Consider the following 15,648-nt stretch of genomic DNA (forward strand, 5'->3'; position numbering starts at 1 on the left):
AATATTTGTACATATCAAGGAGGAACAGTTTATGCCAACAAAGGACAATGCAACTGAATCTACCATTACGGAGGATATCTCTGCAAGACGAGCAGCACTTGATGCTAGATTTAACAATTGGCCTCGTAATACGATTGCCACACATTTTTATCAAGCTTGTTCTACATATCCAGAAAGAATGTATATTCAAACAGATAACGATTCGATTACCTATAAAGAAACATGGGAACTCGCCAAGAACTACGCTAAAGCGTTGATTAATCTTGGTGTAAAGCGTCGGGACCATGTTGCGATGCTAATGGAAAATGACGTCGTATATCCCGCTCTCATGATTGCATGTTCAATGGTAGGCGCTGTGTTTATCCCAATAAATACTATGTTAAGCAAAAACGAATTAAAATACATACTTACACAATCTGATGCACGCTATTTAATCATGCATCAAGCGACTAAAAATAATCCCCTTGCTGTCTCTATAACTGCTTTGCTAAATGAAGAGTATTTTAAAAAAGAGACTCAGCTTCAAGAAATCGTTTGTTTACCGAATCATAATGAGTTATTGGACGAGCGCTTTCTTCCATGGGAGAAGTTTTGTAAGAAAGCTGAATTAATTACAGATGAGAAATGGCAAGAAAGGTGGAAAGCATCCCGTTATCCTGATGAAGTAGGTGCAATCATATATACATCTGGATCTACTGGTACACCTAAAGGGGTTATGCTTACAGATGACATGCTGCTTAGGTCTTCCTACAGCACGTGTATGAGCAGGGCAATTGAGGATGGGCGTGTAACGTTTGCTCCACTTCCATTTTATCATTGCTACAACCTGATAGAAGGGATCTTTGCTATGTCCTTTGTTGGTGGCTTATTGGTCGCACCACGTTCTTTTTCTCCACTATCTGCTATGGAAATGATAGAAAAATATCAAGCAAATGACTTTCTACTTGTTCCAACCATGCTTGTTCCATTTTTGAATCATCCAAAGCTCACAGAATATGATCTGTCCAGTCTTTTTGCGATGTGGTGTGGTGCGGCACCTGCTCCTATCCCAGTATGGAAAAAGGCAATCGAATTACTTGGTCTGACAGAAATAATTACTGGCTACGGGCAGTCCGAAGTAGCATCTTCTGGTGTAACGACAGAGCTTGGTATTTCTCTTGAAACACTTACAACAAGAGTTGGCCGGCCGAAGCTTGGTGGTGTGAGTGGTCTTCCAGAATTCAATGGTAGCAATGTAGAGTACAAAACGGTAGATATCGAAACGAGAGAAACGCTACCCCATGGAAGTGTTGGAGAACTTGCCGTGCGTGGCACGACCGTTAGCCACGGTTACTATAAAAAGCCGGAAGAAACCGCAAAAGTTATCGATAAAGATGGTTGGTTACTAACAGGTGACGTAGGTCGACTAGATGAAAATGGTTATATTGAGCTAATTGGAAGAACGAAGGATATTTACAAAGTATCGGGGGAATTAGTTTCCCCTCGTGAAGTGGAAGAGGCCATTTCCAAGCATCCAATGGTCGACCAAGTTGCTGTTATCGGTGTACCGGATTCTTTAACAACAGAAGCTGGTGCCGCGTTCATTGAATTAAAAGCCGGTGAAGATTGTAAGCGAAAAGATATTTTGAGCTGGTGCACTGATTATCTCGCCCGTTTCAAGGTGCCTCGCCATATCTGGTTTATAGAAACAACAGAATGGCCATTAACGAGTACTGGAAAGGTGCAAAAATTCCGGTTAAAGGAAATTGCCGAAGAAAGATTGGCGACAAGAAATAAATAATTTCTAGAGTTCAAAAATAGGGAGATGCATGTAAATGAAGGCTTGGCATAAGGAAGTAATACGTGTTCATTATAAAGATACGGATCAAATGGGCGTTGTCCATCACGGTAACTATGTAAACTTGTTTGAAATAGGTCGAACCGAATGGATGCGACATGCAGGTATTCCGTACAGCAAAATGGAGGACATGGGACTTTTATTGCCTGTAATGGATCTGAATATAAACTATCAAAAATCCGCTCGATATGATGATCTTCTTGTCATCTATACGAAAGTAAGTAATTTTTCAAAAGTACGCCTGCAGTTTGATTATGAGACAAGGCTTATCCCAAACAATGATTCTCCAGGAGAGATAGCCGATACACCAACTGGAGAGTTGCTTGCAAAAGGTTCCACTGTCCATATGTGGGTCACACGTGATTGGAAGCCTGCCCGGATCGATCGCTTTGCACCAGAAGTATATGCGCTATTTCAAGAAGCGTAATTATTTTAATAGAGAGGAGCATGACCATGAATGAATCGATGCCAATAGCTGTAACGGGAATGGGAACGGTGAGCCCTTACGGTGTAGGACTGACTACGTTTTGGGACAATTTAATTGCGAATAAATCTGCTGTTAAAGAAGTTGAAGATGAACAACTGCATCAGTGGGCTCCCGTTGGTGTGCGAGTTCAAGATTTCAATCCTGCAGACTATCTACCAAAGAAGCTAGTTAAAAATACGGATCGTTTTACGCAACTTGCACTTATTGCAGCAACAGAGGCTTTGTCTAATGCAGGTATTCTTGGAGAGGATGGCGAAACACTTGCACCCAGTATTGATCCAGAACGGATCGGTACCTCTATTGGATCAGCTTTTGGGGGTATTCAGTCATTAGAGGAAGGATCTGGAAAATTAGCTACAGGAAAAGCCTCGCGTGTCGGCCCTCGGCTCATTTCCAAATGCATTCCAAATGCTGCTGCAGCCACTATTGCAAAGCACTATGGTTTACGCGGCCCTTCAAGTACTCATGTAACAGCCTGTGCAGCATCAGCGCATGCGATTGGTGAGTCTACTTTCTGGTTTTGGCGTGATGATGTGGATTTCGTACTCGCTGGCGGAGCTGATTGCCTCTGGTCACCTGTTTTCCTATCAGGATTACGGGATATGGGGGCGCTCGCAACAGAAGGCCCAGAAGACAAAACGACATGGTCACGTCCTTTTGATCGAGATAGAACGGGTATGCTAATGGGGGAAGGTTCAGCGTTATTTGTGCTTGAACCATTGGAAAAGGCTAAAGCTCGCGGTGCCCATATTCATGCCATTTTAGGCGGGTATGGCTCCTCAAATGATGCTTACCACGATACAGCGCCACATCCTGATGGTACAGGTGCCGCGCTCGCGATGAAACGAGCACTACGTTCAGCTAATTTGGGTCCATCTGACATTGAATATGTTAATGCCCATGCTACATCTACTAAAGCCGGAGACATTGCTGAAACGAAGGCATTGCAAAGTTTATTTGGGAAACAATTGGATGCTATCCCTGTAAGTTCGATAAAAGGTGCGGTTGGCCATCTACTTGGAGCTGCTGGTGCAATCGAAAGCATCGCTAGCATAAAAGCAATGGAAACAGGGATATTACCGCCAACACTCCATTGTGATAATAAAGATGACCTTGCTCCACTGGATATTGTACCAAACCATAGCCGTAAACAGCAGGTTAAGACAGTACTCAGCAACTCATTTGGCTTCGGCGGGCAAAACGGCACATTAATATGGAAAGCATATAATGCTGAGGAGTAGGGTTAATCCCTGCTCTCTTGCATAGTCTAAAACGAAAACGTAGTAGGAGGTATTAATATGTCAACTGCCAAACTTATTCTCGGTTCTTCTTCACCTAGAAGACAGGAATTGCTAAAACAAGTACACCTCCCCTTCTCTGTTCGTACACCAGATATTGATGAATCACAAATTAGAACAAATAATCCGGTGGAGAAGGTAGAACAACTAGCAATACGAAAAAGCCAAGCTATTCCTTTATTAGATGAAAAAGAAGTGATCTTAACAGCAGATACAGTTGTTTCCTATAAGCAACAAATCTTTGAAAAACCAAAGAACAAAGAAACTGCTATTCAAATGATTTCAGACTTAAGTGGGGAAACGCATGAGGTCTATACTGGTGTAAAGATACGTTCTTCAGAACAGGAGCTTGTTTTTGTGGAACGATCAGAAGTAGAATTTTGGCCATTGTCAGAGGAGGAAATAGATTGGTATGTGTCAACGCCTGATCCCTACGATAAAGCTGGCGCTTACGGGATACAGAGCCTAGGAGCAGCGTTTGTCAAAAGAATTAATGGTGACTATGCAACAATTGTCGGGCTACCTATTTCGAAGGTAGTACGAGAATTAAGGCAGTTTTCCATTTTTCCGTATTAAAAAAGGGCCGCCTTAGGACAAGCCCCCAATGGAGATAAGCTTATAGTGCGTGTTCAAAAAGGAGGATATAAAGGACCGAGGTCGGCTAAGATCGCAACGTCCTGGGGCTGCGCTAACTCGCCCCACCGAAAAGATTTGTTGCAACGCCGACACTAACACGTCCTGTGCGTCGAAGTTCGAGGCGGCGTAGCTCTGAGTACCGGGCTCACATAGGATGTGTTGACTTCTGTGTTGTCCACAGGACGTGGACGATTTTAACAGAAGTTCAGTCAAATCTTTTAATACGTGAGGAACGGAAAAGCAAGCCAACGAGCTTCCACAGGATGTGGTGACTTCGACGTTCGACACAGGACGAGTCGGAATTTAGTCGAAGGTCATCAGTGCAGATGTGTCATTTTTACCGGACTTTTTGAACATCCTCTTATAGAATGAATCCATTTATAAGCTTATCCCCTATATCGCATGCCCAGTCCTTTTAAAAAGTTCCTTGCATACCTATCGCCACATCTTCTGTAATTGCTGTGGCCTTCTTTTCGAAGCAATGCACTTAACTCTCCTTTAGAGACATTAACTCCTACTTCATCCCAAATTGCTAACATATCCTCAGTTGTTAGCTGCAACGCTATCTTTAACTTTTTAAGCATAACATTATTAACACTGCCACTGTTTTTTATCATCATAGGCGGTCGTTCAGGCTGGCCAGGCTTAGGTTCTTGTTTCCCTCTTTTATGTACAATAAGACCATTAAAAAAAGACTCCAGCATTGTATTATCACATGGAAGCTCATACTCATTTTCATCATCACTTAAGCTATCGTTTAACCTGTTGAGCAATTCCTGTACGTCTTCTTTTGTAACTTCCACATCTCCTAATTGGAAAATCTTAACCATATCCTCATCTTTTATATCAAGTGCATATCTTAAACGAACAAGGATATCATTATTGTTCATATCCATCGCCATTCCTCCTAATAGTCGGGTTAAATAACTAGTTTACCACGTAACGGAAAGGTTTTACAGTATGGCTGGATGATTGGACTTATGACTGATAAAGGGGAATATGAAACTGCCACGTGAATCTTTTAAAGGGACGCAGCTTTGCCTTGGGGCGACGCGACTTTCATTCTTTCTGACGCGACTCCTCCCTGATGCGACGCGACTTTGCCTCTTTCTGACGCGACCTCGCCTTGGGGCGACGCGACTTTCTCTCTTCTGACGCGACTCTCCAAAATACATATGAAAGGGAGGAGCCAACACAAGGGTCCTCCCTAAGCTTACAAGCTAATCTTAAACTTCTCCTTCTTCTAATGGTGCGAGGGAGTCCATATGGCTGGCGATCATAGCGATAATGGTGCTAGCTTCATCCTTGCTAAAAATAAAATGAGATTCATCTTTAATCAAATCGTCGTCTTTTGTCCAGATACGGTTTGTTCGCTTAAGTACTCCATCTCCAGTTTCTCCTACAACTCCAAACTGGTAGGAAATCTCTACCTCATCCTCGTCATAGTACGCCGTGACCTCAGGAGTTTCCCATTCCACATCAATTTCCTCAAAGTATATTTCATCCGTTTCTTCTTCATCGTCCATAATATAACCTGAGTCTTCTGTTTCAATAAAATCCGCTTCAATGTACTCGTGGAAGCTCTCATGAACAGCATCCATGATATCGTCTATATCTTCAAGCACTACTTTACTAGTCAATCCATATTCCGGGTCTATCGTTTGAATATAGAACTCTTCATTATATGGATCGAAGAATAATGTACAGAAGTAATCAATGTCCTCTTCCCCACTGTAAGTGAAAAAGTCTAAACGAGGATGCTTTGCTCCACGCTCAATGGACATTCTTCCATTCTCATCGTACTTTTCGCATATTGAATTAAGGCTTTCTTGCAATTCCTCACATACCCTATCAAACCATTCCAAGTGCATAGAGATTCCCACCTTTTTATTGGATTCCCCTTTAGTATGAACGGATATCCAAAAATATCTCCATGAATTAACAGGTAAATTTTGCGATATTATTATTTCACTAAAAAAATCACTATATTTAATATAGCAAACCACCTTAATAAAAATAAAAAACCCCCTGTAAGAAATGTTTTCTCTCCTTACCAGGGGACTTTTAATCCTTTATAAGCCATATATAATGAAGTGCGAATCAGTGAGCTAAAATGGAAGGATTCCCCTAAAACTCTAGCTTGCTAGCGTCATCCTACAGCTCTTGAATTGCTTCTTTTATCGGCTGACTACCATTCACAATTTGAAACTCTTTTCCAATCGTATTCTTATCTTCTAGGCATGCTTCAATGACTTTGGCTACATCTTCTCTGGAGATTTGCCCACGAGCCACATCCACTCCTGCGTCAATTTTTCCAGTTCCTTCTTCATTCGTTAGTCCACCAGGATGGATAATGGTGTAATCCAAATCGGTTGCACGCAACCATTCATCCGCATAATGCTTTGCTGCAACATATGGAGCAAAGGAAGAAGGTGCTTCCTGGATGGCTTCCCGTCTTGTATCAAAGGAACTAATCATGATAAATCGCTTCACACCGGCCTTCTTGGCAGCTTCTATTGTTTTGACTGCACCATCCAAATCAACCATAATGGTTTTGTCTTTCCCTGTTTTCGGTCCAGATCCGGCGGTAAATACAACTGCATCTACATCCTCAGCAGCTTTTGCAATCGAATCAATATCTTCCTCCAAGTCAACTATTGCTGTTTCTGCATTTCGTTCTACAAAATAAGTTGCTTGCTCCTTCTTACGGATCATTGCTTTTGCTTCAAGTTGATCATTATCTTGAATAAACGTGACAAGATGCTTACCAATTTGGCCATTTGCCCCAACTACTAATGTTTTCAATGCCTACACCCTTTCTAAGATTATGAGTTATATTACCTCTATTGTGCCCTTTTCCCTTTCTGTAAATCAATTATGCTGTTTGACCGTACAATGAAAAAACAGAACCCAATAAAGGATTCTGTTCTTAAGTTATTTAGCAGTATAACCGCCATCTACGAGAATGGTGGTTCCTGTAACAAAATCATTTTCAGCTAAAAATACGAAAGCATGTGCAACTTCTTCTGGGTTTCCTAGTCTTCCAATTGGATGTTTATCCACAAGACCATCATAAAAATCACCCAAGGATTCTTTATTTACAAGGCCTGATTCGATAAACCCTGGTGCCACCGCATTTACACGGATGTTCTGATCAGCATACTCCAGCGCTAGGGATTTTGTTATTTGATTTACAGCACCTTTGGACGCGGCATATGCCATTGAAGTCGGTTCTCCAACCGAGCCTAAAATAGAGGAAGTGCTTAGAACGACACCGCCACCTGTTTTTATCATTTCGCGTATTGCGTATTTCGCTCCATAGAAAACCCCATCCTGGTTAACTGAAATAACTCGTTTGTATTCTTCTTCCGTTACCTCATGAGTTGGTTTCTGGATACCAATACCAGCGTTATTTACAATGATATCTACTCTGCTAAAATGTTCTACCGTTTTAGCCACCATGCTTTCAACAGACTCTTCATTTCCAGAATCTACTTTTACAAAATACACATTGTCTGAATATGTTTGTTTTAATTCCTTTTCAGCAGCTAGTCCACCTTCTTCATTGAAATCAGCAATAACAACCTTCGCACCCTTTGCTAGAAAAGCTCCAACAGTTGCTAAACCAATACCAGATGCTCCACCTGTAACAATTGCAACTTTATTTGTTAAATCTGTCATATTATCTTCCTCCTCTTATTATAGGAAAAGTTATACCCATGCATCTTATTATGCTCACTTTTATATTCTTCCCTTATAAGATTTGAAAGAAACACGAGGGTTTCTTTGTCACTCCATTATCGCCCTGTTCAGCCATTCATTTACTAATTTCTGAAATAGATCTGCTTGTTCAATTTGTACATAATGTCCTGCTTGTTCCAGTACATTATAAGATGCCTTCTGATAACGATCTAGAATTTGAAAAGCATCTTTATATCCGACCACTGCATCTTGCTTACCTAAAATAAACGTACTTGCCTTTTCAAAACTATCTTCATTTAGCTTTGTGGATAATCCATAATGCTGTTCAATTTTTGCAAGAAAGTCGTTATCAGCACAAATGATTCCAGCATAAACTTCATCCCGATAACGAACCCAATTCTTTTTATTCAACACAACGTTCTCTGAGCGAAAGGCTTCTTTTTCGCACGGAGTCAATTTCGATAGTAATCCATCATCCTCATATAGAATAGTATGAGCGGGTAAAGTCCTTTCTCCTTTTTCAGGAATAATGACGGGACAAAGCAAGCATAGCCCATCTACAAGCTCTCGCTGGACATCTACAATGCCACGGGCTAGGTATCCACCATACGATTCTCCCATAAGTAGGTACGGCTGATTAGGAATAATCTTTTGGATAAAATCTAAGACAGTCTCCAACATATCATCTGCATTTTCTACTTGATGGTATTCCTTTGTCTTCCCCATACCAGGTAGATCAAAATAGATCCTTTTGAACCCAGATCTCTCCAGAAAGATTGGTTCCATACATCCTTTCATAAGTCGGTGATCAACACCAAAACCATGTATCATGATTATGGGGATACCATCTCCAATCATCTCATAATAGATTGATGCTTTCGTTACACTACAATATGGCATAGGACGCCTCCCTTATTTTTAAATAATTATATGTAACAAGACTACTAACGCTTTTTCATAAAGTATTTTAATTGGGGGTGCAACGGGATAAATTTAGAATAATCTCCTTTAATTACAATATCAATGTATTCTAGCCCTTTTTTCTTGTATAGTTAGAATAATCAAGAAAAAATGATGACTTTGGAGGATATTCAATGAGAAAAATTATCTTATCGACAGAAAGCGGAGCCGATTTACCAGCAGATTTAGCTGCAGCCCACAATATTCAAGTTGTCCCAATGCACGTCATCATGGATGGGAAGGACTATCTAGATGGTTCTTTACCTGTACAAGACATATATAATTATTATGATCGTACCAAAAAAATACCTTCCACAACATCCACAAATGCACATGAATATGAAGAATTCTTTTCAAAGATAAATAAAGACCATCCTGATTGCATGATTGTCCATATCGGCTATACATCCAAAGCCTCTTCCTCTTTCCAACATGCAGTGATAGCCTCAGAAGAATTTGATAATCTCATCCTCAATGACGCTTTAAATGTCACAGGTGGGCTAACCGCCATCGTTATGTTCGCTGCCCAACTGTTAGAAAAAGAGCCAGGAATAGAGCCAACATCATTTGTAGAAAAAATTGAAGCCATCATACCGAAATCCAAGCTTGCTTTCGTACCTGGCAGCTTAGACTTTTTACGAGCCGGCGGACGCGTAAGTAATGTGGCTTATCTCGGAGGCGCATTGCTAAAATTAAAGCCCAGAATTGAACTAATTGATGGCCACCTTGTGTCCAATAAAAAATATCGTGGAAAAATGAGCAGTGTTTCAGAAAAATTCATCAGAGAATACTTCAATCAATACGATATTAACAAAGAGCAATTATATTTAATTTACTCTATCGGTCTTGCAGAAGATATTAAAAATAGAGTGGATGAAATCGCAACCGAACATGGATTCAAAAATATAACTTGGATGCAAGCTGGTGCAATGATATCCACCCATTCTGGCCCTGGTGGGTTTGGAATTGCCGGGATAGAAGTATAGAGGGCATTATTACAAAATACATGTGGATTTATTGATGATAGTAGTTTAAATAGTTCTAAACAAAAAGAAGTAACCGCCCCTTCAACCAGTGCGATTACTTCTTTTTAAATAACTATTTATGTTCAACCGCTCTTTATGCGGATGGGAAGTACCCTCTACCTCCCACAGCATTTCTTATACTTTTTTCCACTTCCACATGGGCATGGTTCATTTCTGCCAACTTTCTTATTTTCTGTGGGTATTGGCGAATTCTTTTTAGCTTTCACCAAGGGATGTAGTTCAGATTCACTTTTTTCTCTTATCTCTATTGGCGAAAAGCCTTTTAAGAACCACTGTTTCGTGTTATTCATTAAGTTTACAACATAATCTGTTAACTGTTGGACGCTCTCCATGCTTTCAAGTTCTATTACCTTACTCAAATAATCTATAACCTCCCCTAGCTCATCGCCAATTAGCGTTGCATATACACACTCTTCTACAATTTCGTCAGCTTCCTCTTTATCCATTTCATAATTTCGGGTTAGGTACTGGACCAAATGCATATAACTTTGGTTTCTTTCTAAATAATCAGGTTCACCAGCACGGAGTAATTGTTCTTTCGTATAGGGGAAGAATTGCAAATTATTTCTCTGTTTATGTTCCAGTTTCACTTTTTTTGGATTAATCACTCTCCAATGAGAGAACCCTTCCCGATCACTATACATTTCCTCTTGGTACACATTAGCTTCATAAATGACTTCAAAATAATCCTTAAGGTCGAGTTGCTCTTTCGTATAGGTTTCTAGCATTTTTTCTAATTGTGTGACACTCAATGTTCCATAATAATATAAAAGGCCCCTTGTCAGCTTAATCCAATCGGTATTTCTTTTGACTATAGACCTTACTTGTAAATTATCATTCAGCTTCAAAATTGGGGCCACCAGCTCTTCTGGTAATGATAATATCTTTTCCCCTTGATATATCCCTGAGTACACTAAACCAGTTGCTCGCAGGTAGATAATTTGTTCTATTTCTAAATCTGGAGCTGGAATAGAACCGCCTTTACGCGCGATCTTAACTAGTAGACCAAACCGCTCTTCATCAAAACGCAGGCAAATCGATTCAAGTAATTCTGGTATTTTTTCTTGATAAAAGGAAATAAGCTCTTCTTTTCTTAAGTTACTAATTCCTTTTAACTGTAAATGTCTTCTTATATTATCTAACTCATTTTTCTTATATCTGCTGAGCCCCTCTTTTAGTGAAAAGGGTATCTCTAGTTCACTCCAATATTTCTTATATTCCTTTACTGCCAAATCTTTTTGCGTCTCTGTTAATCCGCTTAAAGCGTTTCTCAATGTATCTTCCAACTCCTGATTTGTTTTATCACTCACTTAAAAACTCTCCTTCCCATGCATGATGCAAAAATACGCTGAACCGCACCAGCCATGCAATTTATCGTTCTATCTTAAAAACATTATCTACCTTTTGTAAGTCTATTATATTTCATCACAGCCCAGGCTTTGCTTTCTTCTTTCTTTCTCTTTTTAAAACATAAAGAAGTAACCGCCTCTTAACTAAAGCGATTACTCCCTAATGTTTATTTCCTACTAGATGGCCATCCGCTCTTTATGGAACTGTAATAGTGATATCATGCAGTTCGTGCTATGCGATACATTCTTCTTACTATTAGTGTAATTTTATTTATATAGCGTGTCAATTGGAGAAAAGAGTAACTCTATCACTAATTCTTTGCTAATCTTTTCTATTAGCTTTATTAATTTATAAAGTTTGGACTTTAAAAGCTTATTTCAATAAATCGATACACTTCAGTAATTTTTTCTTTAGTATTTCCATCCCAGCCCCTGGTGATAGTTTTACAGCACCTACTCCATATGTTTGGTGGAAGTTTTCAGCAAAATATCTCAACGAATCTACTTCCTCTTTTTTGGTTGGCGTTAAGATATATACTTCTCGAACAGATTTCTCATCTGTTTTACGCTCTAGAATGCCATCTCGGTATTTGTGCATCTCACCTAAAGCAGTGCCAAGATTTGTGGAAACACGATATTTTGGATCTAATACAACAATACCTGTTTTCCCTTCAATAACGATATCTGGGATCATCCGCTGGGTATACGTATAGAAATCAGCTGAGTTGTATTGATAGTTGCGCTGATAATACAGAGATAACCCATCTTTAAGCGAGATGTGGCTTTCTTTATTCTCTGCTAAGTCTAACACCAGACCATTATTAGTTAAATTGAACAATTCTTTTGTGTTTTGGAGATATCCCATTTCTCTAAATACTTTCAATACATTCATGTAACACCATATTTCATACAACTGAAAAGTGTCTTTTAGAGGAATTGGGTAAGAAAAGCCAATTCCCTCATATAGATGGCTATATAATTTGTTAAACCAGTAGTACCAACCACGATAAACAGGATGTTTTCGAAAGCGTTGTGTAACTAAATAAGACCCATTATTTTTTGTTACGCTAGTTAAGAAAGGTGTGTTCAACCAACGTTGAATAACTGCTCTGTATTGCTTTGCCTTTATGGAAATATCATGGTGTTCTATTTCTTCATACCTTTTTATTAAACGTTGAAGGTCAATTAATTGTTGTTTTAATACTTGATTTTCATAAGTGTCAACACTCTCCATAGTCTTAACACTTTGCACATGGGGCGGGATGTTCTTACCATACCCTTTTTTGTCTAACCAACGTAAAGCTTCCTTGGCGTCACGTTGTACGTGCTCCCTCTTCAGCATAATAGACGATTTTTTCAACAGCCTAACTGGCTGTTGTACAACTCGAGCAAAAAGTTGTTTTAAACGAGAAAAGTTCTGCTCGATATAACTCCATTGAGGCCAAGAAATATCTCTACTTTTACCAGTGGAGTCAACATGCATCTCTAGTCCACTATATTGGAAGCAAACTGCAGCTTCCTCCATTATCTCCTTCAGCATTATATTATACTGTTCCTGAGATACTTTCCTTTTATCGGGATATACATAGATCTCAAAAGCTTCCTCACCAACAATTAGAGTTAATAGACCACTCTGAAACGGGGTTGTCCATGTACAAACATAGTATTCTTGATCAAAATAAAACGGGATGAGTATTCCTTGAATTTGTATGTTGGGCCTATTTCCTTTGTAACGTAACTTGTAATCTGTTGCTTCGGTTAGATAAATCTTATGGAAAGGGGCCCATCCCTCCTCTTGATCCCATACTTCCAACTTATCTCCAGAATTGAGTTGCTCCATAGTAATCTAATTCCTCCTGCATTCGATTCACATGCTTTAAAGAAATATTACTTTGCTCAATATTTTTAATCAGCCATTGTTTAATTTCCTTCAACATTTCAGAGATTCGTTCATCTCCACGTATTTTAGGTAATACTTTTTCGGAAATCACACGATCTAATGCTTCTAAAGCGTTCATCTGGTACTCATCTGATAACTGGATATTGGCATACAGTTTTTTTAACATCTCCTCCAGAGTACGATAACCGAAGTGCAGATCAAATTGGATAAGTAAGTGATGTAATTCCTTTAATAAGTTAAATTCAGTATATAAAGTATTTCTAACTTCTTTATCTGCTTGTTTCCAATAAGTATCAAAGTCAACCTCTGACAAACTCATTACGAATGCTCGATCCAATACTTTATCAGAAATTGAATGAGTGGTTTCATCAACATTAAGGGTTCCAAGCAAATAAACATTAGGTGGTATTATGATTTTTTCTGGAATATCTTTTATATTCTCATCCTGGTGAAGTGGAATTTCTTTTCTAGATTCAACCGCACTCAGGTAGTCACTTAAATAATACTCAACTCTGGCAAGATTCATTTCATCCAAAAGTATAAAATGTGGTTTTTCTCTTTCCTTTAAAGCATTTAACACAACATTAAGAAATTCGGTTTTTACATACCTTTTTTCAAATGTACTATAATAACCGAACAATGAACTAGCATCTGTCCAATCAGGACGAACAGGAATAATTGTTAAGTAAGGATTTTCATTTTCATATTCTAAGCCATAAACAGCGTTTGCGTATAAACGGCAAAGCTGCGTTTTACCTGTACCAGATATCCCTGTTAATAGAACAAAATGTTTGTCATCAAGGCTTGATAAATTCAAATGTAAATCACGTATTGTTTCCATAGAGAACGTAAAAGCACTACTTGTTATTAAAGTAAAAATTTCTTCAAATCGGAAATTCGGTTCAAGATATTCTTCACTTTCCTCAATATATGGTTCAGAATCTGCTTTTACTTCTTTATTCCCTTCAGGTAATTCAAGCCTTTCACTGGCATGAGCAAATAATAATGCAGCATCAATAAATCTTTTCTTAACTACATCCGCACCCTCTTCAAATAATTGTGTATCATTGTTAAATGTACCTACAAAATATTCCGTACCTTTAACTTGAAAATCATGGTCTCTTAATAGATTCATAGCGTTAGTCATTACTTTATGATTATCCAAATTATGTGTAGCAAAAACTTTTGTAATCCACCAAGCTCTCTTTCCATCACCAATAATTTCTCTTGAGCTAGTAAAAATGTGATTATGCCCTTCTAGTTGCACAATAATAGTTTGAAAGGGCGAATTTTTCTCGTGATGGTCTAAATAAGATAGAAATCCCTTTGTAATCAATTGATCGGCATCATATAAATGTACCGTTTGTCTCTTCCCTGCTTTATAATCTTCTAATGAAGAAAGCTCTATTGTATAATTACGCCTCAATAAACTCGTTTCACGTACTACATTTGTAGTAGCAATCTGTTTTAGTACATCAAAAGCCCTATTAGAAATATTAATTTCCTCACCATAAAAAAGCCGAAATTCTTTTAAATCATTCCACACTCCTGCTAATTTATGAATTAGTTTTTCTTCTTCCAGTTCTCCTTTTAATTGCAAGTTGGTACCAATTTGAAACCAAGGTCTTTTTCTTGGTTTGATACAACTTTTTATAAAGGGAATCATTTCCCCTTTAGATATACGCTCTTTTTCTTTCCAGCCAGTAAGAATTTGATAATGGTCAGGAATAGAATTTAATACTTCTTGAATCTTATTATTTTTCACCCATGCCCAAAAAGGTATGTAGTTTATTTCCGTATGTATGAGAATACTCCTGTCAATACCGTTAAACTCAAGCATGAATACGTTTCTATCTTTATCGTTTACCTTCCTATAAAGCCCGATATAATACTTACGGCCAATATAAGAATCTTTTTTCTGATCAGCATATCTTGGGTTTCGTGCATCATGATAAGTCGTTGTTAATGTTGTATCATAGGAACGAATAGAATATTCTTCACCAAGCGTAACACCAATGTTTTGTACAAAGCGCTCGAAAAGTGGTTTAACAATTGGAGCGACTTCGTCTAGTACTTTTCTACAACGTGTTTCTGTGTTTTCTTCATTAAAAAGAGATTGAAAATAATCCAAATGCAACACGTTTACCACCCTCTAATTTATTTTAAAATAATAACAGATCAAATTCTCTTAAGTTCACTAATCTTTTCTAAAACCTCAAGGTACTTTTATTTCCATTTGGAACCATTAACCATTCCAACACGTTAAAATGAAGTTAATAATAGTATTAATAAAATACAGTATCTATCTCGTGCTTACTAACTTACTAATAAACTAGAAACTCTTTCTTCCCCAACCATCTTTGTATAAAAGATTTTCCTCACTGGAATATTCAAGTTTAGACCTAAGTTTGATAGTACAGTACTATTGTATTA

The 15,648-nt window shown here is 38.4% G+C and carries 13 protein-coding genes; 5 read left to right on the forward strand and 8 right to left on the reverse strand.

The window, feature by feature from the left end:
- Positions 1–31: 31 nt before the first annotated feature.
- Genes BN988_RS06675 through BN988_RS06690 form a run of 4 tightly spaced genes read left to right on the forward strand, consistent with a single transcriptional unit; the run spans position 32 to position 4,198 of the window.
- The gene (locus BN988_RS06675) at positions 32–1,780 is read left to right on the forward strand and encodes a class I adenylate-forming enzyme family protein (RefSeq protein WP_036574407.1); all 1,749 of its coding nucleotides are present in this window, start codon (positions 32–34) and stop codon (positions 1,778–1,780) included.
- A 34-nt stretch (positions 1,781–1,814) separates the two neighbouring features.
- Positions 1,815–2,264, forward strand: coding sequence for an acyl-CoA thioesterase (locus tag BN988_RS06680; RefSeq protein ID WP_036574412.1), 450 nt, complete (start codon positions 1,815–1,817; stop codon positions 2,262–2,264).
- 26 nt (positions 2,265–2,290) lie between these two features.
- Complete coding sequence (locus BN988_RS06685; RefSeq protein WP_036574415.1) at positions 2,291–3,565, forward strand: beta-ketoacyl-[acyl-carrier-protein] synthase family protein; 1,275 nt, start codon at positions 2,291–2,293, stop codon at positions 3,563–3,565.
- A gap of 57 nt (positions 3,566–3,622) precedes the next feature.
- Positions 3,623–4,198 (forward strand): Maf family protein, encoded by a 576-nt coding sequence (locus tag BN988_RS06690; RefSeq protein ID WP_036574417.1) that lies wholly within the window; start codon positions 3,623–3,625, stop codon positions 4,196–4,198.
- A gap of 446 nt (positions 4,199–4,644) precedes the next feature.
- On the opposite strand, the gene BN988_RS06695 is transcribed toward BN988_RS06690, so the two are convergent.
- The 5 genes from BN988_RS06695 to BN988_RS06715 all read right to left on the reverse strand — a co-directional run bounded on the left by BN988_RS06695 (position 4,645) and on the right by BN988_RS06715 (position 8,860).
- The gene (locus tag BN988_RS06695) at positions 4,645–5,154 is read right to left on the reverse strand and encodes a YehS family protein (protein ID WP_036574420.1); all 510 of its coding nucleotides are present in this window, start codon (positions 5,152–5,154) and stop codon (positions 4,645–4,647) included.
- 330 nt (positions 5,155–5,484) lie between these two features.
- Entirely contained in the window at positions 5,485–6,129 is a 645-nt protein-coding gene (locus BN988_RS06700; protein ID WP_036574423.1) for a hypothetical protein, read from the reverse strand.
- A gap of 283 nt (positions 6,130–6,412) precedes the next feature.
- Positions 6,413–7,063 (reverse strand): SDR family oxidoreductase, encoded by a 651-nt coding sequence (locus BN988_RS06705; RefSeq protein ID WP_036574426.1) that lies wholly within the window; start codon positions 7,061–7,063, stop codon positions 6,413–6,415.
- Positions 7,064–7,192: 129 nt separating this feature from the next.
- Positions 7,193–7,939: an SDR family NAD(P)-dependent oxidoreductase gene (locus tag BN988_RS06710; RefSeq protein WP_036574428.1), complete on the reverse strand. Its 747-nt coding sequence runs from the start codon at positions 7,937–7,939 to the stop codon at positions 7,193–7,195.
- A 108-nt stretch (positions 7,940–8,047) separates the two neighbouring features.
- Positions 8,048–8,860 (reverse strand): alpha/beta fold hydrolase, encoded by an 813-nt coding sequence (locus BN988_RS06715; RefSeq protein ID WP_036574431.1) that lies wholly within the window; start codon positions 8,858–8,860, stop codon positions 8,048–8,050.
- Positions 8,861–9,054: 194 nt separating this feature from the next.
- Between BN988_RS06715 and BN988_RS06720 the strand changes: the two genes are divergently transcribed.
- Entirely contained in the window at positions 9,055–9,906 is an 852-nt protein-coding gene (locus BN988_RS06720) for a DegV family protein (protein WP_036574434.1), read from the forward strand.
- A 155-nt stretch (positions 9,907–10,061) separates the two neighbouring features.
- On the opposite strand, the gene BN988_RS19270 is transcribed toward BN988_RS06720, so the two are convergent.
- From BN988_RS19270 to BN988_RS18310, 3 genes are all read right to left on the reverse strand, one after another.
- A complete protein-coding gene (locus tag BN988_RS19270; RefSeq protein ID WP_051557720.1) occupies positions 10,062–11,276 on the reverse strand; it encodes a YecA family protein in 1,215 nt (404 codons plus the stop codon).
- A gap of 412 nt (positions 11,277–11,688) precedes the next feature.
- The gene (locus BN988_RS06730) at positions 11,689–13,155 is read right to left on the reverse strand and encodes a DUF2357 domain-containing protein (RefSeq protein WP_036574437.1); all 1,467 of its coding nucleotides are present in this window, start codon (positions 13,153–13,155) and stop codon (positions 11,689–11,691) included.
- Entirely contained in the window at positions 13,130–15,355 is a 2,226-nt protein-coding gene (locus BN988_RS18310) for an McrB family protein (protein WP_147629689.1), read from the reverse strand. Before BN988_RS18310 ends, BN988_RS06730 begins: the two co-directional genes overlap by 26 nt.
- Between the last annotated feature and the right edge of the window lie 293 nt (positions 15,356–15,648).

Origin of the sequence: Oceanobacillus picturae (assembly GCF_000612865.1) — a bacterium.
GTDB lineage: Bacteria > Bacillota > Bacilli > Bacillales > Amphibacillaceae > Oceanobacillus_B > Oceanobacillus_B jordanicus.

Bases quoted from the DNA above. Each gene is read 5' to 3' on its own strand.
- BN988_RS06675 (WP_036574407.1), top strand. From the start codon at position 32: ATGCCAACAAAGGACAATGCAACTGAATCTACCATTACGGAGGATATC.
- BN988_RS06680 (WP_036574412.1), top strand. From the start codon at position 1,815: ATGAAGGCTTGGCATAAGGAAGTAATACGTGTTCATTATAAAGATACG.
- BN988_RS06685 (WP_036574415.1), top strand. From the start codon at position 2,291: ATGAATGAATCGATGCCAATAGCTGTAACGGGAATGGGAACGGTGAGC.
- BN988_RS06690 (WP_036574417.1), top strand. From the start codon at position 3,623: ATGTCAACTGCCAAACTTATTCTCGGTTCTTCTTCACCTAGAAGACAG.
- BN988_RS06695 (WP_036574420.1), bottom strand. From the start codon at position 5,154: ATGGATATGAACAATAATGATATCCTTGTTCGTTTAAGATATGCACTT.
- BN988_RS06700 (WP_036574423.1), bottom strand. From the start codon at position 6,129: ATGCACTTGGAATGGTTTGATAGGGTATGTGAGGAATTGCAAGAAAGC.
- BN988_RS06710 (WP_036574428.1), bottom strand. From the start codon at position 7,939: ATGACAGATTTAACAAATAAAGTTGCAATTGTTACAGGTGGAGCATCT.
- BN988_RS06715 (WP_036574431.1), bottom strand. From the start codon at position 8,860: ATGCCATATTGTAGTGTAACGAAAGCATCAATCTATTATGAGATGATT.
- BN988_RS06720 (WP_036574434.1), top strand. From the start codon at position 9,055: ATGAGAAAAATTATCTTATCGACAGAAAGCGGAGCCGATTTACCAGCA.
- BN988_RS06730 (WP_036574437.1), bottom strand. From the start codon at position 13,155: ATGGAGCAACTCAATTCTGGAGATAAGTTGGAAGTATGGGATCAAGAG.